This window comes from Pseudoalteromonas sp. CuT4-3, assembly GCF_035666335.1.
GTDB lineage: Bacteria > Pseudomonadota > Gammaproteobacteria > Enterobacterales > Alteromonadaceae > Pseudoalteromonas > Pseudoalteromonas atlantica.
Genome location: NZ_CP142030.1, coordinates 2,873,878 through 2,895,813 on the forward strand (window position 1 = coordinate 2,873,878; position 21,936 = coordinate 2,895,813).

Annotated in this window: 19 protein-coding genes and 1 pseudogene; 11 read left to right on the top strand and 9 right to left on the bottom strand. The window is 41.2% G+C overall.

Translation table 11 applies throughout. The annotated features are described in order from the left end of the window. The first annotated feature begins 46 nt into the window (after positions 1-46). On the top strand, positions 47-3,145 hold the full coding sequence (locus tag VOI46_RS13250; protein ID WP_324738059.1) for a beta-galactosidase: 3,099 nt from the start codon (positions 47-49) through the stop codon (positions 3,143-3,145). A 74-nt stretch (positions 3,146-3,219) separates the two neighbouring features. Here VOI46_RS13250 and VOI46_RS13255 read toward each other — a convergent pair whose 3' ends face one another. Beyond that, entirely contained in the window at positions 3,220-3,678 is a 459-nt protein-coding gene (locus VOI46_RS13255) for a DoxX family protein (RefSeq protein WP_004586061.1), read from the bottom strand. A gap of 273 nt (positions 3,679-3,951) precedes the next feature. On the opposite strand from VOI46_RS13255, the gene VOI46_RS13260 reads away from it, so the two are divergent. Further along, positions 3,952-5,559 (top strand): diguanylate cyclase, encoded by a 1,608-nt coding sequence (locus VOI46_RS13260; RefSeq protein WP_004586060.1) that lies wholly within the window; start codon positions 3,952-3,954, stop codon positions 5,557-5,559. Positions 5,560-5,584: 25 nt separating this feature from the next. On the opposite strand, the gene VOI46_RS13265 is transcribed toward VOI46_RS13260, so the two are convergent. After that, positions 5,585-6,370, bottom strand: a complete 786-nt coding sequence (locus tag VOI46_RS13265; RefSeq protein WP_232423966.1) for a hypothetical protein — start codon at positions 6,368-6,370, stop codon at positions 5,585-5,587. Between the two features lie 153 nt (positions 6,371-6,523). Next, a complete protein-coding gene (locus VOI46_RS13270; protein ID WP_004586058.1) occupies positions 6,524-6,943 on the bottom strand; it encodes a VOC family protein in 420 nt (139 codons plus the stop codon). Between the two features lie 271 nt (positions 6,944-7,214). Here VOI46_RS13270 and VOI46_RS13275 point away from each other — a divergent pair, with 271 nt between their 5' ends. Beyond that, the gene (locus VOI46_RS13275; RefSeq protein WP_036963831.1) at positions 7,215-7,520 is read left to right on the top strand and encodes a hypothetical protein; all 306 of its coding nucleotides are present in this window, start codon (positions 7,215-7,217) and stop codon (positions 7,518-7,520) included. After that, positions 7,517-7,900 carry a hypothetical protein gene (locus tag VOI46_RS13280; protein WP_004586056.1) on the top strand — a complete coding sequence of 128 codons (384 nt, stop codon included), beginning with the start codon at positions 7,517-7,519 and terminating at the stop codon, positions 7,898-7,900. The genes VOI46_RS13275 and VOI46_RS13280 overlap by 4 nt, the downstream gene beginning before the upstream one ends. Before the next feature lies 1 nt (position 7,901). Here the strand turns inward: VOI46_RS13280 and VOI46_RS13285 are convergent, their stop codons facing one another. Further along, positions 7,902-8,729, bottom strand: coding sequence for a sterol desaturase family protein (locus VOI46_RS13285; RefSeq protein ID WP_004586055.1), 828 nt, complete (start codon positions 8,727-8,729; stop codon positions 7,902-7,904). After that, a complete protein-coding gene (locus VOI46_RS13290) occupies positions 8,726-9,172 on the bottom strand; it encodes an SRPBCC family protein (RefSeq protein WP_004586054.1) in 447 nt (148 codons plus the stop codon). Before VOI46_RS13290 ends, VOI46_RS13285 begins: the two co-directional genes overlap by 4 nt. 97 nt (positions 9,173-9,269) lie before the next feature. On the opposite strand from VOI46_RS13290, the gene VOI46_RS13295 reads away from it, so the two are divergent. From VOI46_RS13295 to VOI46_RS13310, 4 genes and pseudogenes are all read left to right on the top strand, one after another. Continuing rightward, positions 9,270-10,265, top strand: a complete 996-nt coding sequence (locus VOI46_RS13295) for an AraC family transcriptional regulator (RefSeq protein ID WP_004586053.1) — start codon at positions 9,270-9,272, stop codon at positions 10,263-10,265. A gap of 94 nt (positions 10,266-10,359) precedes the next feature. Continuing rightward, on the top strand, positions 10,360-11,130 hold the full coding sequence (locus VOI46_RS13300; RefSeq protein WP_039972110.1) for a transporter substrate-binding domain-containing protein: 771 nt from the start codon (positions 10,360-10,362) through the stop codon (positions 11,128-11,130). Positions 11,131-11,176: 46 nt separating this feature from the next. Then, a complete protein-coding gene (locus VOI46_RS13305) occupies positions 11,177-12,127 on the top strand; it encodes an alpha/beta hydrolase (protein ID WP_324738060.1) in 951 nt (316 codons plus the stop codon). Between the two features lie 128 nt (positions 12,128-12,255). Continuing rightward, positions 12,256-13,344, top strand: a pseudogene (locus VOI46_RS13310) (polysaccharide lyase family 7 protein). Here VOI46_RS13310 and VOI46_RS13315 read toward each other — a convergent pair. Continuing rightward, positions 13,334-13,738, bottom strand: a complete 405-nt coding sequence (locus tag VOI46_RS13315) for an NUDIX hydrolase (protein WP_004586050.1) — start codon at positions 13,736-13,738, stop codon at positions 13,334-13,336. The pseudogene VOI46_RS13310 and the gene VOI46_RS13315 sit on opposite strands and share 11 nt — an antisense overlap. Before the next feature lie 184 nt (positions 13,739-13,922). Between VOI46_RS13315 and VOI46_RS13320 the strand changes: the two genes are divergently transcribed. From VOI46_RS13320 to VOI46_RS13330, 3 genes are all read left to right on the top strand, one after another. Further along, on the top strand, positions 13,923-15,806 hold the full coding sequence (locus VOI46_RS13320; RefSeq protein WP_004586049.1) for an AMP-binding protein: 1,884 nt from the start codon (positions 13,923-13,925) through the stop codon (positions 15,804-15,806). 477 nt (positions 15,807-16,283) lie between these two features. Further along, positions 16,284-17,141 carry an MBL fold metallo-hydrolase gene (locus VOI46_RS13325; protein ID WP_004589686.1) on the top strand — a complete coding sequence of 286 codons (858 nt, stop codon included), beginning with the start codon at positions 16,284-16,286 and terminating at the stop codon, positions 17,139-17,141. A gap of 107 nt (positions 17,142-17,248) precedes the next feature. Further along, positions 17,249-18,196, top strand: a complete 948-nt coding sequence (locus VOI46_RS13330) for an alpha/beta fold hydrolase (protein ID WP_004589687.1) — start codon at positions 17,249-17,251, stop codon at positions 18,194-18,196. 358 nt (positions 18,197-18,554) lie between these two features. Here VOI46_RS13330 and VOI46_RS13335 read toward each other — a convergent pair whose 3' ends face one another. The 3 genes from VOI46_RS13335 to VOI46_RS13345 form a co-directional block, all read right to left on the bottom strand. Next, positions 18,555-20,090 carry an ISNCY family transposase gene (locus tag VOI46_RS13335; protein WP_039972460.1) on the bottom strand — a complete coding sequence of 512 codons (1,536 nt, stop codon included), beginning with the start codon at positions 20,088-20,090 and terminating at the stop codon, positions 18,555-18,557. 482 nt (positions 20,091-20,572) lie between these two features. Beyond that, entirely contained in the window at positions 20,573-21,139 is a 567-nt protein-coding gene (locus VOI46_RS13340) for a hypothetical protein (RefSeq protein ID WP_004588882.1), read from the bottom strand. Between the two features lie 319 nt (positions 21,140-21,458). After that, on the bottom strand, positions 21,459-21,923 hold the full coding sequence (locus tag VOI46_RS13345; RefSeq protein ID WP_232424011.1) for a HAMP domain-containing sensor histidine kinase: 465 nt from the start codon (positions 21,921-21,923) through the stop codon (positions 21,459-21,461). Positions 21,924-21,936: the final 13 nt, after the last annotated feature.

Consider the following 21,936-nt stretch of genomic DNA (forward strand, 5'->3'; position numbering starts at 1 on the left):
GCTATATTTAAGCCACTATAATTGCCACACATGCAATAGGACACGAATGAACTCACTACAGCACATAATTAACCGCCGCGATTGGGAAAACCCAATTTCGGTGCAAGTTAATCAAGTAAAAGCGCACAGCCCACTTAATGGTTTTAAAAGCGTTGACCATGCCCGTACCAACACACAATCACAAAAACAAAGTTTAAACGGCCAGTGGGATTTTAAATTATTTGATAAGCCCGAAGCGGTTGATGAGTCATTACTAAGTGAGGCACTCGCCAGCGACTGGCAAAGTATTCCAGTGCCTTCTAATTGGCAACTACACGGCTTTGATAAACCTATTTATTGTAATGTTAAATATCCCTTTTCCGTAAACCCGCCATTTGTACCAAGCGATAACCCAACAGGTTGCTACCGCACTGAGTTTACTATTACGGCGGAGCAATTAGCTCAGCGTAACCATATTATTTTTGAAGGCGTTAACTCGGCTTTTCATCTTTGGTGTAACGGTCAATGGGTGGGCTACTCGCAAGATAGCCGCTTACCAAGCGAATTTGATTTAAGCGAGCTGTTAGTTGCAGGTACTAATCGCATTGCGGTTATGGTTATTCGCTGGAGCGATGGCAGTTACCTAGAAGATCAAGACATGTGGTGGCTAAGCGGTATATTCCGTGATGTTAATTTACTTACTAAACCGCAACACCAAATACGTGATGTATTTATAACCCCAGATTTAGACGCCTGCTACCGCGATGCAACGCTACATATAAAAACCGCAATTGATGCGCCAAATAACTACCAAGTAGCAGTACAGGTTTTTGATGGTGAACTGGCACTGTGTGAGCCACAAATACAAAGCACTAACAATAAACGCGTTGATGAAAAAGGCGGCTGGAGCAATGTCGTATTTCAAACAATTGATATACAAAGCCCTAAAAAATGGACCGCCGAAACCCCGGCCTTATACCGCTGTGTTGTAAGCCTGTTAGATGAGCAAGGCAATACAGTAGATGTAGAAGCCTATAACATTGGCTTTAGAAAAGTAGAAATGCTTAACGGGCAGCTTTGCTTAAACGGCAAGCCGCTGCTTATTCGCGGTGTTAATCGCCACGAGCATCACCCAGAAAACGGCCACACGGTGAGTACCGCCAACATGATTGAAGATGTTAAGCTGATGAAGCAAAATAACTTTAATGCTGTACGTACCGCTCACTACCCTAACCACCCTCGTTTTTACGAGCTGTGTGACGAGCTAGGTTTATACGTAGTAGATGAAGCCAATATAGAAACTCACGGTATGTTTCCTATGGGTAGGCTTGCCAGCGATCCGCAGTGGGCTGGCGCATTTATGTCGCGCTATACGCAAATGGTTGAGCGCGATAAAAACCATCCCTCTATTATTATTTGGTCATTGGGAAATGAGTGCGGGCACGGTGCCAACCACGATGCGATGTACGGCTGGTCTAAAAGCTTTGACCCATCGCGCCCAGTGCAATACGAAGGTGGCGGCGCAAATACCACCACAACCGATATTATTTGCCCTATGTACGCCCGTGTAGATACCCATGTTGCCGACGACGCCGTACCTAAATACTCTATTAAAAAGTGGTTAAGCCTACCGGGTGAAACGCGCCCACTTATTTTATGTGAATACGCCCATGCAATGGGTAACAGCCTAGGTAGCTTTGACGATTACTGGCAAGCATTTAGAGAATACCCGCGTTTGCAAGGTGGCTTTATTTGGGATTGGGTAGACCAAGGTTTATCTAAAACAGATAAAAACGGCAAGCATTACTGGGCTTACGGTGGCGACTTTGGTGATGAACTAAACGACCGCCAATTTTGTATAAACGGCTTATTATTTCCAGACCGTACAGCGCACCCAAGCCTGTTTGAAGCTAAATACAGCCAGCAACATTTACAATTTACGTTGCGAGAGCAAACTCAAAACCAATACACCGTTGATGTATTTAGCGATTATGTATTTAGAGCAACCGATAACGAAAAACTGGTTTGGCAGTTAATAGAAAATGGCCAATGTGTAGAGCAAGGCGAGCAAATTATTAATATTGCTCCGCAAAGTACGCAAACGCTAACGATTAATACAAAAACGGTGTTTAAAGCAGGTGCGCAATACCACCTTAATTTAGATGTTGCGCTGATTAACGACTCAAGCTTTGCAAGTGCCGAGCATGTATTAAACACCGAGCAATTTAAGCTTATAAATAGCCAAAGTTTAAGCGCTGATGCATTTTCGCCTGCTTTAGCAAACGCCTCAACGCACGGCGCACTAAATATTAGCGAAACCAACACACAGCTAAATATTGAAGGCGATACCTTTAAACTTGTGTTTAATAGCCAATCAGGCCTTATTGAGCAATGGTTACACAATCAAACCCAAGTTATTAAAAGCCCATTGGTTGATAATTTTTACCGCGCCCCGCTTGATAACGACATAGGCGTAAGCGAAGTAGACAACCTAGACCCTAACGCATGGGAAGCACGCTGGTTGAGAGCAGATATTGGGCAGTGGCAGCGTACATGTCGCTCGTTTGAAGTAGTGCAATCAACCTTAGATATACGTATTACCTGTGTATTTAGTTATGAATTTAATGGCGCAGTACAAGCAAAAACAACTTGGCTTTATACACTTAATAATACCGGTGAAATTAACTTAAATATTGATGTACAATTAAACGATACTCTCGCGCCCATGCCACGCATAGGGGTAAGCACAACGCTTAATAAACCAAGCGATACACAAGTAAATTGGCTTGGTTTAGGCCCATTTGAAAACTACCCAGATCGTAAAGCTGCTGCGCGCTTAGGGTATTACAGTGCACAATATAATGAGCTACATACACCGTATATATTCCCAACCGATAATGGCGTACGTAGTGATTGCCAATTACTAAGCATTAATAATTTAACCGTGACTGGTACGTTTTTATTTGCCGCCAGCGAGTACTCACAAAGCATGTTAACGCAAGCAAAGCACACCAATGAGCTAGTCGCTGATGATTGCTTACATGTACATATTGACCATCAACATATGGGGGTTGGCGGCGATGACTCGTGGAGCCCAAGTACCCATAAAGAGTATTTACTAGAGCAAAAGCAATACAACTACTCTTTAAAATTTAGTGCTAAATAAAACAGCGCTTAATCCATACAAAAATAGCGGCTAATTTAGCCGCTATTTTTTTAACACCGAATTGTTATTTATTACTACTGAGGCAGCGATTTGTTCGCTAACTTTTTAGCAATTACGTTATCAACCGATAAGCTACCTGCCCCTTGTATAGCCAGTGCAGCCGTTGCAACTAACAAAGTAAGTGCGAACTCATAGCCGTTGTTTGCTACAAATAAACCATGACTTATGTGCACGCTAAATATCGCAATCAGCATAGTAAACGCCGTAACTACAGCTGCTGGGCGCGTTAATAAACCAATGGCTAAGGCAATACCGCCAAAAAATTCAGCGCTGCCTGCCATCATTGCAAGCCAGTAGCCAGGCTCAAGGCCAATGCTTGCCATCCACTGTCCTGTGCCTTCAAGGCCGTAGCCACCAAACCAAGCAAATAATTTTTGTGCGCCGTGCGCTGCTAAAATTAAACCAACGGGTACACGTAAAATAAGTGCTGCCATGCCTGCGTTAGAGCTTAATAATGAGTGTAAGTATTTCATAGTGGGATCCTGTTTTATTGTTAATAAGGCTAGTAACCAATGAGTACAGTTTACTATCATCATTTAAAACAATTAATACGAACATTATTGTCAAATTATCAACATGGTGTTTTTAATTGTTTAACTAAGTTGCGCCTATTTTGTACTTAGCGGGCATAAACACCTCAGGAGCTAGTTTAATAGCGCACTTTTAAGCGTTATTAAACAGTAAACTAATAGCTAAACAGTCCGGCTCTGCTAGTATAAAAAAAGTAGTAAAAATTGGATCCGCTTATGAGCTATAAAAGTAATAGATTGACGTTTTTCCCACCTAAAAATAAGGGGGCGCTCTTTTTTGTTTTCATTACTTTGCTCGCGTTATTTATTACTTTTGATTCTCATGCTGCCGATACATGTAAAATAAAGCACTTAAACTCACCCACGCCTGCCTCTGTGCTAAAGGTAAATACTCCTTCTGAACTCACTGCTCAACGCGGTGTTAATCAATACCAAATAAGTTGCTCTGTTAAAAACGGTGGCGTACTAAGCTTTTTACGCCCGGGGTTAGATAGCTTTACTTGGCAGCAAAACAACACTGTAAAAGCGCCCTTAAAAGCAGGGCAAGTAGCCTACTTAATGGACTCGGGGGCTTTTACAGCCACAATAACATTAGAATCAAAGCTTAATTACACACCGCGGTTTAAATGGCAGCCAACCCACACTTATTTTAAAAAAGCACAGCAACATTCGCTGATTATGGGCTCATTTTATGGGTTGTGCATTACACTTATTTTTTATGTATTAATAATGGGACATAGACTTAACGAAAGTGTATTTAAGCTCTACAGCATTTACATTTTTTGTATTGGCAGCTTTATTTTACTCCAAGAAGGGCAACTGTATTTATTTGTAACGCAGCATGTATCTGGCGTTATTTTTAACTTATACCTACTTAGCATTGGCTTAACCGTACTAAGTGCCACGTGGTTTATGCTTGCGTTACTCGAGACTAATAAACGCTGGCCTAAATTAACTAAGCTGCTCAAAACATTGGCCTGTACTGTAATGCTATGCGCGGTACTTAAAATGCTCGTTACCGACCTGTTATTTTGGACAATAGCAGGGCATATAATGGCTTATTCTTCGCTGTTTATTGTGGCTGTTATTTTTACTTTAGCAGCCATGCAAGCCCTCAAAGGTGTACGCGAGGCAACACTCGTATTTGTAGCGCTTAGCTTTGTATTAGTAAGTATGATTTTTAGGGTGCTGCTTATTAACCAAAGCCCGTTTATGCAGCGTTATGGGTTTGTGTTAGCGTTTGCGGTTGAATCATTTTTATTAGCTGTTGCGGTTTCAAGGCGTATAAGCCGAATGCGAATTGCACAAAAGCGCGCCGAAACCGAAGCAGACTACGACCCCCTTTGTGGTATTTTAAACCGCAGGGGCTGGGCTAAAAAATCATCCGCGCTTATCAATATGCACGCCAAAAAAGGCGGCGTATTATGTTTGATGTATATAGATTTAGACGACTTTAAACAAATAAACGACAGCTACGGCCATGCTGTAGGCGATGACGCTTTATGCAACGTTGCCCGTTGCTTAAAAAGCAGTGTTCGCAGCAGCGATGCTGTAGGGCGCTTAGGCGGTGATGAATTTGTCGTACTTGCACATTTTTATACTAATGCGCAGGTAAATCCTAAAACTCATCATTTAAAAACCGCCTTAAATAGGCTCACAATAAATCACAACAACGACCCTATAGCCATTAAAGCAAGTATGGGTACTACCGTATTTAGTGAACCGCCCCACTCTATTGATGAAATTTTAAAAGCGGGCGACACCGCCATGTACCACGAAAAAATACAACGAAAGGTTAAACCGCTCACGTTAGTAGATGGCTAAATTTAAGCAATACTGCTTATTGCTATTAAACCGTAGCCGGCTTGGCAAATTGTTTACGGTTTACATAGTGGCTCATAATAATGGTAAATAAAGTTGAGCACACTGCAGCCGCTGCATATACCTGCCAAATCACAAATTCAAACTTAAGCGCGAGTGCAATCACAGCAAAAAACACACAGCCCCCTAACGAGCCAATAATGCCGCCGTTAAGCACCTTATACGCCGAGTATTTTTTATCACTTGCATGCGCAATACTGCCCATAACCGCCAAAATTACCGGAAAAGTAGAAAGTAACCCGCTCCACATTGCCCCTATTTTTGCCGATATAAACGTAACTAACATAATAAAGCAGCTGACCAATAACATTTTTAGCGGCAGCTCCCACGCAGCGGTAAAAGGTTTGGCATCGGGCGCAAATTTTAACTTACTCGATGCCAGTGCAAGCACCAATAAAGTACTGAGCGAGAGCACCGATGCAAAGGCAATATTCACCGGCAATAACAAGGTAAATGCACTAAAAGCGCACCATAGTGTTAATGCAGCAAACAACGCTTTAACTACCCCATATTTTGCAAGCATGGCAGCATAACAAAAACAAAATAAGCCTATACCGCTCATGCCATACAACGACGCCACAGCCGAGTTACTCGCAAATAACTTACCTTGCTCAAGCGCAATAAAATACGAAATAGGGCCCGATGTAATAGGCAAGCCCGGAATAATACCGCTCACAAAACTGCCAAAGCGTTTTTGAGCAAAGTGAATAAATAATAAAAGTAATGGCGCAATGGTGAGTTTTAACAGCAACATAAATAACTATAAAGTATGAGAGTTGCGCGTTAGTCTACGTTTAAAATTCCGTACTGTAGAGTGAATAAATATCACTCATACGGTGTAATTATTTTCATCTATAGGTACAAAATAGGCCACTACAAAAGTGGCCTATTCTTTAATAAATATTGCTTACGCTTTTTTAAATAAAACCTCAGGGTTTACCATGGTTTTCATTTCAAGCACGTTGCCGTTTGGATCTTCAATAAAAAAGGTTTCTTGTTCAAACTCATCACCAACAAAACGGCGATACGGTTTATCTAGGTATTCAAGCCCCGCATCTTCTATACGTTTTTTTAAACCGTTACATTCATCTTCAGATAAATGAATACCAAAATGCGGTACCGCCACTGCGCCCATATCTACATCGTGGCGAACAGTGGGTAAGCGCTCTTCGCTTTGGTGTAATGTGAGCTCATTACCCCAAAAATCTATGTCTACCCAGCGCCCTTCTTCGCTGTTCCCTGTTTTACAGCCAAGCACATCACAGTAAAACGTTTTCGCTACTTTTAAATCGCCAGCGGGTATAGCCAAGTGCAAACAGTTAGACATAAATTACCTTTAATCTTTTAAATTTATATATTAATAACCTCTATTATACATAAAATATAATTTATGAAACATTAACAGCCGCAAATAAGCATAGTTAATACCAAGCCAGCTTAAAAAGTAGCCTTAATAACATTTAACGCTACCACCCACATTTTATTTATTAGAGATAGTTAGAAAGCGTAAAAGGATTAGTTTAAAATGCGCCACTATGATTAAATTCTTATTTTTAAAGTTTATAGCCTTCTTTTTAGGCTTTGTAGCCTGCTTTGCCATGCACACAACTTTTGCATTGCCATTAGTTATTTCGGCGGCACTTACAGGGCTAATTGGCTCGTTTATTCCTTTTCCTGCTCGGTTTAAAAACCATCCCTATGCGGCTATTTACGCAGGTAGTTTTGCCGGCATGTGCTCTACACACTTAATTACAAGTTATTGGGAAATAGCCATAATTTCTGTTATTGGCGCCAGTTTATATGTGCTTACCATAAATATGTTTACCGGATTTGGCGGTAAGCTTGGCAGTGTTGCCTTTGCAAGCGTAGCTTTATTTATGTTGGCCAAAGGAATGGTTTTATGAATTTAGAATACCCGTTTATAGCCTTATTAGGAGCGTTTTTAACGTTTTACTTAGCCAAACATAATCGTTTTGACGGCATACGTGCATCGGCCTCGCTTTCTATTATTGCTTATTTACTATTAAGTGCTTTAAACCTAAACCCCGACTTATACTCAGTCGTGTTTTTTGGCGGCACATTTATAGGCATGAGCGCCCCACACCGATTTGGTATTTATACCGTGGCCAGCTCATCTATTTTATTTTCGTTTTTATTTGAATACCTGGTACCAAAGCTTGATGGTTATGGCGGTGCGTTAGGTGTGAGTGCGTTTTTATCTATTTGTATTTGCCACATGTTTATTTTACTCGGAGCGCCAAGAAGTAAAAAGCCACTTGGCTAAATCACTCGTTTTTAACCTTAACGCTACTGGTTGGGTAGCCAAATAGCACTTTGCATTTAGCTTTTAACCCTTTCGCCGTATAGGTACTTTTTAATAAATGAGCCCACTGATGAAACGTTATTATTAGTGGGTTATTGCTATTTAGCTGCCCTACTATGCCGTATTTACAGGGCTGGTTTTTGTCTTCTTCTACAAATGTGCCAAATAATTTATCCCAAATAATAAGCACACCGGCAAAGTTTTTATCAAGGTAGCGTTTATTAATTGCATGATGAACCCTGTGGTGCGATGGCGTATTAAATACGCTTTCAAACCAGCCTAACTTAGCCACTATTTGCGTGTGCACAAAAAATTGATACGCCAAATTAAGTGCCACTACACTAAATACGGTTAAAGGGTCAAACCCTAGCAGTATCATAGGCAGCCAAAATACCCACATGCCGGCTACTGGGTACATTATGCTTTGCCTAAACGCAGTGGTAAAATTCATTTTAGTGGAGCTGTGGTGCACCACATGCGCAGCCCACAACCAATGAATATGATGCGACGCACGATGAAACCAATAGTACAAAAAATCTTGCAGTAAAAATGCAAAAGCAACGCTTAATACACTTAGCTTTATATCAAATAAACGGTACTCGTAAAGCATGTAAAAAAATGGCATAAGTAGCAGCAGTGCCATTGCATCTGCGCCTTGGTGCAACAAGGCTAAAACGGTGTTTGCTAGGCTGTCTTTTATATTGTAATAGCGCTTAAATTTTATAAATTCAAAGCATACAAACACTAAAAAAACAGGGCTTAGGGCAAGTAAAATAATTTCTGAGTTCATACTTTGCCCGCCATAAAGTAATGCTGCAGTTTATTTAATGCCTGGGTTATATCTTTACTAATTAGGTGTTTTAGCAAAGCATTTGGCAGCCACCACGGCGCTTTGCAGCGTATACAATAATTAAGCTCGGTAGTGATACTTTTAGCGCCTGTATTAGCAACTAAATAAATATCACCTTGATGGTTTGCCACAGGCTTATTACCTACTATTTGGTAGCAAATGTGGCTGGGGTTAGCCATTATTATACGCTCATTAAACGTGGCATTTGCCATTTTCACTTGCCTAATAGCGCCTTTCCCGCCTTTTAGCTCACCGCTATTTGCTGTTTTTATTAGCTCAAACTTGGCATTAAAAAAGCGATCTAACTGCTGATGATCCAACAAGGTGGTTATTATTTGCAAAGGATCTGCATTAAGCGTTTGTTTTATTGATATAAAGATCATTGTTTACAGCGAAGATAATTACTCATGTAACTAGCATATAAAAATTGAACATGGCAAGCTTGCTCATACACGACCATTTTTTAGCTTTAGACGACAAATGCATACACTGGCTGATCATTACTTTTCGAGCATTTTAGATTACTTGCAAACCCAAGGTATTGATTCTAATACGGCTCTTAAGGCAATCGGGTTTACTGAATTTAGTCGCCAGCATAGTCAGCAATTAGCACCCCGTATTAGTTTACAAAGTTACAATGCGCTGCTTGTGTATGGTCAAAAAGCGCTAAACGATCCGCTGTTTGGTTTTACTTTAGGTATGCACATTCGCCCCGCAGATTACGGTATATTAGGCTATTTAATAGAATCGAGCGATACCCTAAGTAGCGCTATAAAGGCACTGTTAAATTACGACAGCTTAGTGGCAGATATTGGTAAAGCGCAGTTTTTACAAACTGCAGACACCGCTACGGTGCGCTGGCATGCTCATCCTCATTGTAATGAACAAGTAGTATTACGAAACATGACTGCGTGGGTAAGCGTTATTCGCCAATTGATAAACGCATCACTTTGCCCAAGCAGTATCAGCTTTATACATAATTGGCCTAAAAGGCACACACAACAGTTAGAGGCGTGGTTTAAATGCCCCGTTATAAGCGGCGCAGCGCATAACCAAATAAACTTTCCGAGCAGTTATTTAAACCTTGCCTTTAAAACCGATAACGCCATTGTAAATGCTACATTTAAGCAGCTTTCACAACAGCAGCTATCGCGTTTTAAAAGTCAGCAGTGCTTAACAGAAAAAGTTAAACAGCTACTTATTGCAAAAACAACATTACAAAATTGCCAGCTTATTGCAGTTGCAAGCGCACTAAACGTAACACCGCGCACGCTACAGCGACATTTAAAAAAACAACATGTAACCTTTGCGCAATTGCTTGAACAAGAAAGAAAAAGCCGCTCCCACACGTTAATTGGTACGCTCCCACTTAGCGAACTAGCTAACCTGTTAGGCTTTAAAGATCAGAGCTCGTTTAATCGTGCTTTTTTACGATGGCACCATTGCACACCCACACAATTTTTAAAACGTAAATGAACCGCAGTGTTATTCACATTAAATAAACATTTATGGTATACCTTTTAATCAACACTCTTTAAACTAGAGCGCATAATAATTAAAAATATAGGTTATATTTGTGCGTGTAGTATTAAGTATTTGTGTGTTTATGCTTTATAGCGCCATGTGCAACGCACAGACCATTACCTTTGTAGCAGAAGATCTCCCGCCTTATCATTTTATAAATGAAAATAACGAACCCGCCGGCGCATTAGTTGACTTAGCCAAAGCCACCATTAAACACACAAAGCTATCCGCCAAGTTTGAAATAATTCCTATGGCGCGTATTTTTACAATGCTTAAAAACAACCCAAATGCAATTGCGTTGTCTCTTTTAAAAACCCCCATTAGAGCAAGGCAATACACCTGGCTAGGTGAGTCATACTTTGCCGATGCTTATTTAGTTAGCTTAAAAAACCGTACTGATGAAGTTACCCACCTTAATCACGCAAAATTTTACCAAGTGGCCACAATACGTGGCTATTCAAGTGCCACCTATTTAAAAAACGCCGGTTTTACCGAAGACAAAAACCTAGTTCTAGTAAGCTACTATCAGCAACTGTGGCAAATGCTTTATAAAAAACGCATCGACTTTGTACTAACCAACACACTTACGTTAAATAACGAGCTAAAGCACTCTGGCCTAAATCCCAATTTAATAACTAAGCGAATTCATTTAACCGACTACCCTTCAAAATTATATTTTAGTGCCAACAAAACCCTAGATAAACACACCGCAAGCGCTATTAGCCATGCACTTAACACGCTAAAAGAAAACGGCGAATATCAGGCTATTTTAACCAAGTGGCAACTACCGCTTCCGGCTACTGCCAACAAGTTGTAATAAACAGGGTCTATAATTTTAGCAACGCAAACACTGCTAGTTGGCTATGCGAACAATTAAAACACCTCAGGGTATAAAACTCAGTTACCAAGACGAAGGCGATAAAAAAGCCCCCGCAATCATACTTATTATGGGTTTAGGCGCACAAATGACCGTGTGGCCGGACTCGCTTTACTACACCTTAGTAAAAAAAGGCTTTAGGGTTATACGCTTTGATAACCGCGACACTGGCCTTTCTACTCATTTAGAGCACCACCCTAGCCCGAGTTTATTTAAATCGTGGTTAAGTAAACGCCTGCCCATACGCACGCAAACGCCCTATTTACTTGATGATATGGCAAACGATGTATTGGCGCTTATGGCGGCGCTTAAAATAAAAAAAGCGCATTTTGTAGGTGCTTCTATGGGCGGTATGATTGCTCAGCTAATTGCAGCTCAACATAAAAAAAAGGTGCTAAGTTTAACAACTATTATGTCAAGCTCTAGCCTGCCAAGGCTGAGTGCCAAAAGCATTGGCGTATTTATAAAGCTTGCCAAATTAAAGCCCAAAACATACAGCCGTGATGAGGCAATAAACTACAACATTAAACTTAACCAACTTATTGGCAGCCCCGCTTACCCTCAATCAGAAGACGCACTTCGCCATCATGCAACGCAAATTGTAGAGCGCGCGCATAATCCAAGTGGCTACAAACGCCAACTTATTACTATGGCTGCGAGTAAAGACAGGCAACATTTAATTCGTAAAATTAAAACGCCTACTTTAGTAATTCACGGCAGCGACGATGTGGTAATACCCGTAAGTGCAGGCAAAAAAACGGCAAGCCTTATAAAAAAAGCCAAACTAAGAGTAGTCCCTGGGATGGGCCATAACTTTGCGCCAGAACTTATGCCTCTTATGACAAAGTGGATAGTTAAGCATGTAAAAAAAGCGCAGCGCAAACACCTAAATAAAAAACGTAAAAAACAACAGCAACAAAAAACCACTTTGGTATAACCAAAAAGGCACTATAAAAACTACGAAAACAAAAAATTGGTAATGTTGATATTTTAAATTGGTATGCTAGATTAAAGTTAAGCGAAGTTAATATCGCTCATTTTTAATATCATCACACAGAGACAACAATGAAAAATCTAACATCTACCTTTAAACTCACAGCACTGGCTGCTGTTACCCCTTTGCTATTTATGGGCTGTGCCAGCACAAGTACACCTGTTGATAGTAATGTCGCAGTACCTGCGTCAAAATTTGATTTATCGCAATGGAAAATAAACGTACCTGTAGATCTCAATAACGATGGAAAAATAGATACCGTAGACGTAGAAGAGATCCAAACCTACGCGCACCCTGATTTTTTCTACCTTGATGATCAAGGTTATATGGTCTTTACCTCGCCAAATAAAGCGCTTACCAGCGCCAATTCAACCAATACCCGCAGTGAACTAAGACAAATGATCCGCGGCACTAATACCAAAATAAAAACTAAAAATTCAAAGAATAATTTTGCCCTAGCTGTTCACCCGCTATCGGAGCGCTTTGGCTCGGTAGGCGGAAAAATGGAAGCCACCCTAAAGGTGGATCATGTTGCGCTTCGCGCTAACGATCCTAATAAAAAAGCCGCTTATTCTGTGGTGGTAGGGCAAATTCACGCAGGTAAAGATCAAGCCTTAATAGATACAAAACTGGGTTTTGGCTGGGGTAACGAGCCGCTTAAAATTTATTAAAAAAATGGCCTGGCCATAAAACCGGATCTGTTTTTTGGAATTACGAACGTAACTTACCAAAAAAAGATCCTAACCGAACCGACATTACATACCCTGTGTGGGGTAATACCTGGGAAAACTCGGACGATCCCGGTGCGACAGGCATAGCGCTTGGCGAAGACTTTAGTTACACAGTAAACGTGCATAAAAACATGATGTACTTAACCTTTAGCGCCCAAGGCAAAAAAGACGTTAACTACGCAATTAACTTAGGCAATAACGTAGATGCCTATGGCAAGGTAGATGTAAAAAGATCACCCTAATGGCTATGCTGCCGATTGGCATTACTTTAAAGCGGGTGCTTATAACCAATGTAGCACCAAAAGCGCTAAAGGCATTTGGTACCCAGGCTGTTTAGGCACGGGCGATTGGGCCACCGACAAGCAAAATGGTGATTACGCCCAAGTGAGCTTTAAAAAATTAGTATTAAGCCCATCAACTAAACCGTAAGCGTTGTTGTAGTTAAGTAGTTTTTAAGTGATGTAAACAGTGGCGATGGTAAATTATTAATGTCGCACCAGCGCCACTGCATACATTTATTTGGCTCGTTTAGCACAGGCTCGCCGCCCTCGTAACCGGCTTTTACATATAAAGTAATGTAGTGTTTATTCTCAGCACTAAAAATATCGTTAGTAAAATCAAGCTTAGTAATTTTACTCACATTTAGCCCTGTTTCCTCAAATACCTCGCGTATTGCGCACTGCTCAACACTTTCACCAAATTCTAAATGTCCACCAGGCGTTGCCCATGTATTTGCACCATGCGACCCTATTCGCTCACCTAATAAAATAGTGTTTTGGCGCATTATAATAACCGCAACCCCTACTCTTACTACGTTACTCATATTGCGTTTTCTCTTATTTTAATTGCTCGCCATGCTGAGCCACACGCTTTGTATTGTCAATTTTGTATTTTAAAACCCAAAGTGTTGTTTAACTTTTAGCCGACCATAGTCGAATACCTATCGGTTAAAAAAAAGCCTACCTTTTGTAAGGTCTCTCACACACATTTAGTATTAGGAGCCCATTATGTTAGGCCCATATAAACAACAATACGAAAGCTTTAAACAAAACCCAGCACAATTTTGGCTTGAACAAGCAAAGCGCCTACCTTGGTATAAAAATCCTGAACACGCCTACACACAAGACACTGACGGCCTTTACCATTGGTTTGATGATGGCCAACTAAACACCAGCTTTTTAGCGCTCGACCAACACGTTATTGCCGGTTTTGGCGAGCAAACCGCGCTTATTTACGACTCCCCCGTTACCAACACGCAGCAGAAGTATAGCTACTACCAGCTACAGCAAGAGGTAGCTAAATTTGCCGGTGTAATGCAATCGTTAGGCGTTAGTAAAGGCGACCGCGTTGTTATTTATATGCCCATGATCCCCCAAGCTGTAATAGGCATGCTGGCCTGCGCCCGATTAGGCGCTATACACTCTGTGGTATTTGGTGGCTTTGCAGCGCATGAACTCGCCGTACGTATAGACGATGCTAAACCTAAACTCATACTGAGCGCTTCGTGCGGTGTAGAGGTAGATAGCGTAATAGAATATAAACCGCTGATTGATCACGCCATAGATCTTGCCAATCATAAAATAGATCACTGCGTTATTTACCAGCGCGAACAAGTAGCTGCCACGCTTATCCCCTCAAGAGATATTAACTGGGATGAGGCAATGCAAACAGCCACTGCAGTAGAGCCAGTACCTGTAAGTGGGCGTGATCCTCTTTATATTTTATATACCTCAGGCACCACAGGCACGCCTAAAGGCGTAGTGCGTGAAAACGGCGGCCATGGTGTTGCTATGCACTACAGCATGGAAACCGTTTACGGCATGCAGCCCGGCGAGGTGTTTTGGGCTGCCTCAGATATAGGCTGGGTCGTTGGGCACTCCTATATAGTGTATGCCCCGCTAATTTATCGCTGTACAACAGTGTTGTTTGAAGGCAAACCAGTTCGCACACCTGATGCCAGTGCATTTTGGCGAGTAGTAGAGCAGTACCAAGTAAATGCATTATTTACAGCGCCCACTGCGTTTAGAGCCATCAAAAAAGAAGACCCAAATGCAGAGGGCTTTAAGCAGTACAACACCAATAGTTTAAAACGACTATTTTTAGCTGGCGAGCGGCTCGACCCGCCAACGTACAACTGGCTAAAAGAAAAAACCAACCTGCCAATACTCGACCACTGGTGGCAAACAGAAACCGGCTGGGCCATTGCCTGTAACCCCGTAGGCATAGAAGAATTAGTGACAAAACCAGGCAGCTCTACCGTGCCAACCCCTGGGTTTGATGTGCAAATATTGAATATGCAAGGCGAGCAATGCGCACCAAACGAGCAAGGCGTGGTGGCTATAAAATTGCCGCTGCCGCCAGGTTGCTTACCCACCATTTGGAAAAACACAGCGCGCTTTAAAACCGGTTATTTAACTCAGTACCCGGGGTATTATCTTTCCGGCGATGGTGGTTACATAGATGACGATGGTTACCTATTTATAATGGGCCGCACAGACGATGTTATAAACGTAGCAGGCCATAGGCTTTCAACCGGCGAAATGGAAGAAATAGTCGCATCCCACCCAGCCGTTGCAGAGTGCGCGGTGTTTGGGGTTACCGATACACTAAAAGGCCAATTACCGATGGCCATGATCGTACTTAAAAACGACTTTACCGGCTCCCCTACCGATGTAGAGCAAGAGCTTGTGCAAACAGTACGCAACCAAATAGGCGCTATAGCGTGCCTTAAAACGATAGTAAGCGTAGAGCGATTACCAAAAACTCGTTCAGGTAAAATACTACGCAAAAATTTACGTCAACTGGTCGATGGCGACGAACTACAAATACCTTCAACCATAGACGACGCCGGTATTTTTGAAGAAATAAACCAGCAGCTCACCCTGCGTTAAACCCAACCTAACAAAGCCATTTTATATTTAAAATAAAATGGCTTTTACTTTGACTGAAATTTTATACTCATTAGCACTTTCTTACTTAATGCTAGGGTCTGTTGATCTTTTAAGGTTAAATTTGCAGCTGTCTGTTTGGTATTTAGGCAAGGCAGAGCCTATATAGTGTGGTTGTTCCCCACAAATAGGCGATAACGTAGCATTAATGCCAAACAGGCGCTGCCCAAAGGGTTCTTCCTAGGGGCTATTTACTCTTTGTTGCCTACATGGATGTAGGTAAAGGGCGTGAGCAGGACGCGGAAGCTTTGCTCGGCTTTTACTTATTCTTACAGGGATGTAAGTCATTAGAATAACGCAGGAGCAGTTATCGAGCCCACTAGGTTACAAACCTCGCGCCGCGATTAAATAGCCCCTAGTTTGAACAAATTTTAATCCGCAAAGGTCAACAGACCCTTAGAACATTAAACAGGATTGTGCATGCTTCGCTTATTACAAACACTACTTGCCACCAGCCTACTATTTACAGGTTTTATGGCGCAAAGTTACGAAATTGAAGATTTAGGCGATGGCCTCCACCGCTTTATTGACGACAGACACCGCTCGGTATTTTTAATCACTCCACAAGGTGCAATAGTTACCGACCCACTTAATAAAAAAGCTGCCACGTGGTTAAAGGAGCAAATTAAAACCCGCTTTAACGTACCCGTTAAATACGTTGTATATAGCCATAATCACAGCGACCATATTTACGGCGCAGAGGTATTTAAAAGCCCGTACACAACCTTTGTTGCGCACAAACTTACCGCGCAAGATATTAAAAACACGAAAATAAAAACGGTTATGCCTAATCTTACCTTTGATGACGAACTAATACTTAGCCTTGGCGGCTCAACCTTAAAACTTAACTACCACGGCCCTAACGATGGCCGAGGCTCAGTAAGTATGCTGTTCGAAAAGCAAAAAACATTATTTGTAGTCGATTGGATAGTTATTGGCAGAATGCCATGGCAAAAACTATGGAGCTACGATATTCAAGGTATGATTAATTCAACCCAAGCGGTTTTAAATTACGACTTTAATACCTTTGTGGGCGGCCATGCCGATATGGGTAATAAAACCGATGTTGCACGTTATTTAAGTTATATAGAGCAACTGTACAACCAAGTAACCGCAGGCGCACTTGCAGGGCAAAGCCTAGAGCAAATAAAACAAAACGTTAAGCTCGATGAATTTTCAGATTTAAAGCAATATAAAGCATGGCTGCCACTTAATATTGAGGGCGTATACGAGCGCCTTATGGAAGAGTCGGGCATGGGCTGGCGCAGCGATTTATAAATTGTATGCGTGTGCATTTGTAGCTTGAATGCAAGTGCATACGTATTCACATTGAATTAACAATGCAAGCTTGTGATAGTGCACTTTTTGTATGCTAAGGTGCCACCATGAAATTAGTAGCTTTACTGTTTAGCTTATCAATATTTGTAGTGCATACCAGCTATGCAAACACGCCCACCGTGCAAGTAAGCAAGGGCCAAATTGAAGTGATCGACAATATAGAATCACAGTTTGTAAAAAACCGTTTTTTAAATGTATGGCTACCGCCAGGTTACAACAAAAACACCACCTACGATGTACTTTACATGCACGATGGCCGCATGCTGTTTGATGCCAAGAGCACATGGAACAAGCAAGAATGGCGCGTAGATGAAGTAGCCGGCTCATTAATAGAGCAAGGCAAAGTACGCCCATTTATTGTGGTAGGTATTCCAAACGCCGTAGAAAACCGCCACAGCGAATACTACCCACAACAACCGTTTGAGGCCTTGAGCAAACAAAAGCAAAACGCCCTATACCAGTTAGAAAAATACCCAGGCCACAAATTATTTGCCTCTAAGGTGTACTCAGACAACTACTCACGCTTTTTAGTTAAAGAAGTTATTCCTTACATAGAGTCTAACTACAACGTAAACAAAGGCGCGCAGCACCGCTATATTGGTGGCTCTAGCATGGGTGGGCTTATATCGTGGTATACACTACTTAATTACCCTAACGAATTTGCCGGCGCTATTTGTATGTCGACCCACTGGCCGGGTATTTTTAGCCACGACGACGAGGTATTTGCCGAGTTTAAAAATTACATTGCCAACAGCATCGCCAAGCTAAGTAACCAAAAAGTGTATTTTGATTATGGCGACAGCACTTTAGATGCCATGTACCCTAAGCTACAAGCGCAAATTGATGATTTATTTATGGCGCAACAATACCCAGCAAAGCTATGGCAAAGCCAGTATTTCCCGGGGGAAGATCACACCGAAAACGCATGGGCAAAGCGCCTACACATTCCCCTTGAGTTTATGTTTAGAAAAACCAAGCAAGCTGCGGCCGAATAATCATTTATACCAATCTGCTTAATTAAGTGATCTATTTTGGATGATGGAAAAACGTGTTGATAGCTAGGCAAAAAATTCGCTATTTAGTTGTTCTCGGCAATTGCTCCTGCATTGCTCTACCTTCTGCATCTATACAGTCGTAAATGAGAATTTTTTAACTCTGATAGCGACACGTTTTAGCCCCTCAAAATGATTAAGTATTATTGCGGATTGGTATTATATGTAATGCGCCCTAATAGTAATCATAAAAATGCTGCTTAACGTTCATTGCGTTAAGCTGTAGTGGTGTGATTACCAAGGGATTATGTCGGTCTAATTACCGAGCGACTTTGACGTAAATAGCATACCAGCCAGTTATTTAACGGGCTACAGTTTGTGCGGTTTCTTGTAACACTTGCGATCTTTCAACTCTCAGTGCGGTAGTGTTCAAGTTATTTCTAAGCCACATGCTGCGCACACCACCTGCACTAATATCAACACCAAGTGACTCAGTCAGCTTCATTGCGACTTTCTGTTGACCAAGATGTGGATGCTCAATTGAGAATTGCACAACCGCATCTTCTATCGCTTGATCTACACAATTTTTATGTCGCAGGTTTGGAGTCTCTTGACGTTTTAAAGCATCAGCCCCTCCTTGCTTAACCAGCTTTAAGTGACGGTGAATAGTATCTCGCGATACGCCACTTTGACGTGAGGCTGCACTGACACTTCCAAGCTCCTCAATTAGCGCTAATACTTCAAGCTTTTTCTGTACAGCCAAGTCTTCTGATGCAAGTTTACTTGGTTCGTTTACCTCTGATATTTTAAGCTGTCGTCCAGCGAAGTGAGCAGTAAACTCTTTCTTGCTCGTTTTTCTAATTTCTATTTTTTGATTGGCAATCGAGTATTTGAGCGGTGAATCAATCAAGTAAAATTTGTTGTCATAGCTGAAGGTATGATCATTACGTATTTTACGGTGATCTTTGATGACACAGATATCGTCTAGGTTGGTGTGTTTTGATAATGGTGTGAACTCAGAACGTTGTTTCGATTTCACTTGTATTTTAGTTTGCCAGTATTGAGGAATAAAGACATGTTTAAGGTAAGCATTAGCCCCAGCAATATCATTGATATTATTTAACCTAAGCTCCGGCACAAGTCGGTCTTGGAAGGTATCAAACGCACGCTCAACACGCCCCTTACCTTGTGGTGAATTAGCAAAAATTATTTCAATACCTAATTCTTCACAGGCGCGTTGCATTTGAGAGAAGTTGCAACGCTTTGGCCCGCCGAATATACCAGCTCTGTCTACATAAAGCGTTTTAAACACACCTTGGGTTTCAATACAGTCTCGCATTACCTTTAAGCAACCTACGGTCGTTTCTGAAGGAAAGAACTCGGCGTATACTTCACTAGTAGCATCGTCAATCATGATAACTAAACAGTGCTTTTTATCACCAAACCAACGATGAGGGCTACCATCCATTTGCATCATTAACCCCGGAGCTTCCATGCGTTCTCTGCGTTTGCGAACATTACTACGTCTTCGTTTAGCGCGTTTAACATGGTGGATATCATGCGCCCAACTTCGTAGGGTCTCGCGCTTAACTACGATGTTTTCATTGATTGCTAACTGCTCAGCTAAGTGAAGCAGATTCAAGTCGAAATACTTTTCTTTAATCAGAGTTTGCACGGCTTTTTTAATTGATACTGGTGTTTTATTTGGCGGGGCTTTGCCACGATTACCATGAATAGCAAATTGAATACCGACTTGCTGATATTGTTTGACGTAGCGTTCAATTGTACGTCGTGACTTGTTAAGTAACTTTGCTGCATTGCCAATTGTTATTCTGTTTTCTGCTACTTTAGCAATAATATCAACAGTGAGTTGAGCTTTTGAATCCATCACAATCATCCTCAACATGCCTTATTAGTATTCCAAAAACAAAACACTAACAGACACGTAAAAAAGTGACCGACAAATTCCCTTGGTAATTAGCGATTACGACAGAATCGCTTGGTAATTAAGATACGACAAAGTCGCTTGGTGTTAACAGCGTTAAGCTGTAGTGGCTCATATCTAAACTGACACTTTTATACGCGGGTTGAAGCTTCTTATGACAGGCAGCTACAGACAAGGATTGGACGGTCAGAATGATTTAGGTGTGTATAGTATTTAGCGAAAGAGAAACCGACTTAAACAAAAAGTAGTCCGTGCAGTTTCTATAACGATCATTTGCTTTTTGAATTCTGAGTTTTTCCAAATTTATTATTGTTTTTTTCCGTGGTAATTCGCTTGTTTGCTGCACTTTTGTATCAGATTAAAACAGTCGCACTAACATGGCAAATTCCATCGCAGTGCCTTTCTATTTACGTTCAAAATAATTATTGATGGTGTCAAGCCTCTAAACTCTCCACCTCTAGTTTCAGTATTTCAGCGAGTACATCTGAATCATATTGTATTGCGTAATAATCGCTATGACACATTAAAGTGACTCTTTTCTGGGTATTGGTTAGAACGCTTAGCTCAAAATAAGTTCGTGGCGACTCAGTACTATATATTCGTGTCGTAACTAACAGAAGCTTTTCAAACGAATCAAAAGCGACTTTAATTTTCGGATTGTTCGAACTGCCGACATTTAGCACTTTTTCATTTAGATCAAAATAAAATCTTCTTCTGCTTCTTCTGCATATCAAGGTCGTGCCTAAACTAAAGAGTCCCCCCAATGTAAACACGACAATAACGAAATCGGTTTTCGAATCAAGGTTGGGCTCCAACTGCCAAACTTTAGCTGACATAAATATGCACACTGTCCAACAAAAAATATGCAATCCCCATTCAAACAAATAACTTCTAACGTTAGGTGTAATAGTTACTACATCTTTATTTATGGTCAATTTAGCGTTGCAAAAACTAGAAGCAACTAGGTCTCCCGTAATATCAATTTCGTCACTCGCTTTCATATTTAAGCTCTCTTATGAATCGTAGAAACGAGTATAAGAAACAATAACTCTATAGGCTAGATATAATGGCAGCTGTATTTGAGCCTAGTTTTAAGCTTTCCTGGTAGATGTTTTGAAAAAATATGAAATGAGTTTCCGTCAAGATAATTAAATGAGCTGGTCTTTGAGGTGAAAAAATTCTTTATCCCAAGCTTCACATAACTTACATAGCTGTCTATCAGGTAATGTCCAAACCAATTAACCGAAACTGCAAAATCAGATATGAGCTACTAAATTAAGCCGCTTTTTAATACACTTTTAAACCTAATTAACCAAATAACTAACTAAAATCGACCACCACTTCATAGCGCCCTGGCATGTCGTTTACATCGTAAATCCAGCCGTGGCGTTTTATTATTTTTTCGCTTAATTGCAGGCCTAGTCCGTACCCCATGCTGGCGTGTTTTGCTGAGGGCGAGCTCGCTTTAGGGGCATCGTCTTGCTTACTACAATTAACAATAGTCACTTTACCGCCTTGCTGCGTAATGTGTACTTGGCCAAATTGGGTATGTTGGTAGGCATTACGAATTAAATTAGTCAGTACAATGTGGCACGCAGTAGCATCGGTGGTAATAACGCTCTCTTGTTGGGTGTTTAAAACCACCTCAACGTGCTTAGCATTAAGCAGGTAGTTAAGCTCATTACTCAGGGTCGTTATTTTATCACTAAGGTTTACAGGTTCTGGACTACTTTGCTGCTCTTCGTTGCGGCTTAGCCATAATAACGTATCGGTTAAATCGCTCATGGTTAAACCGGCG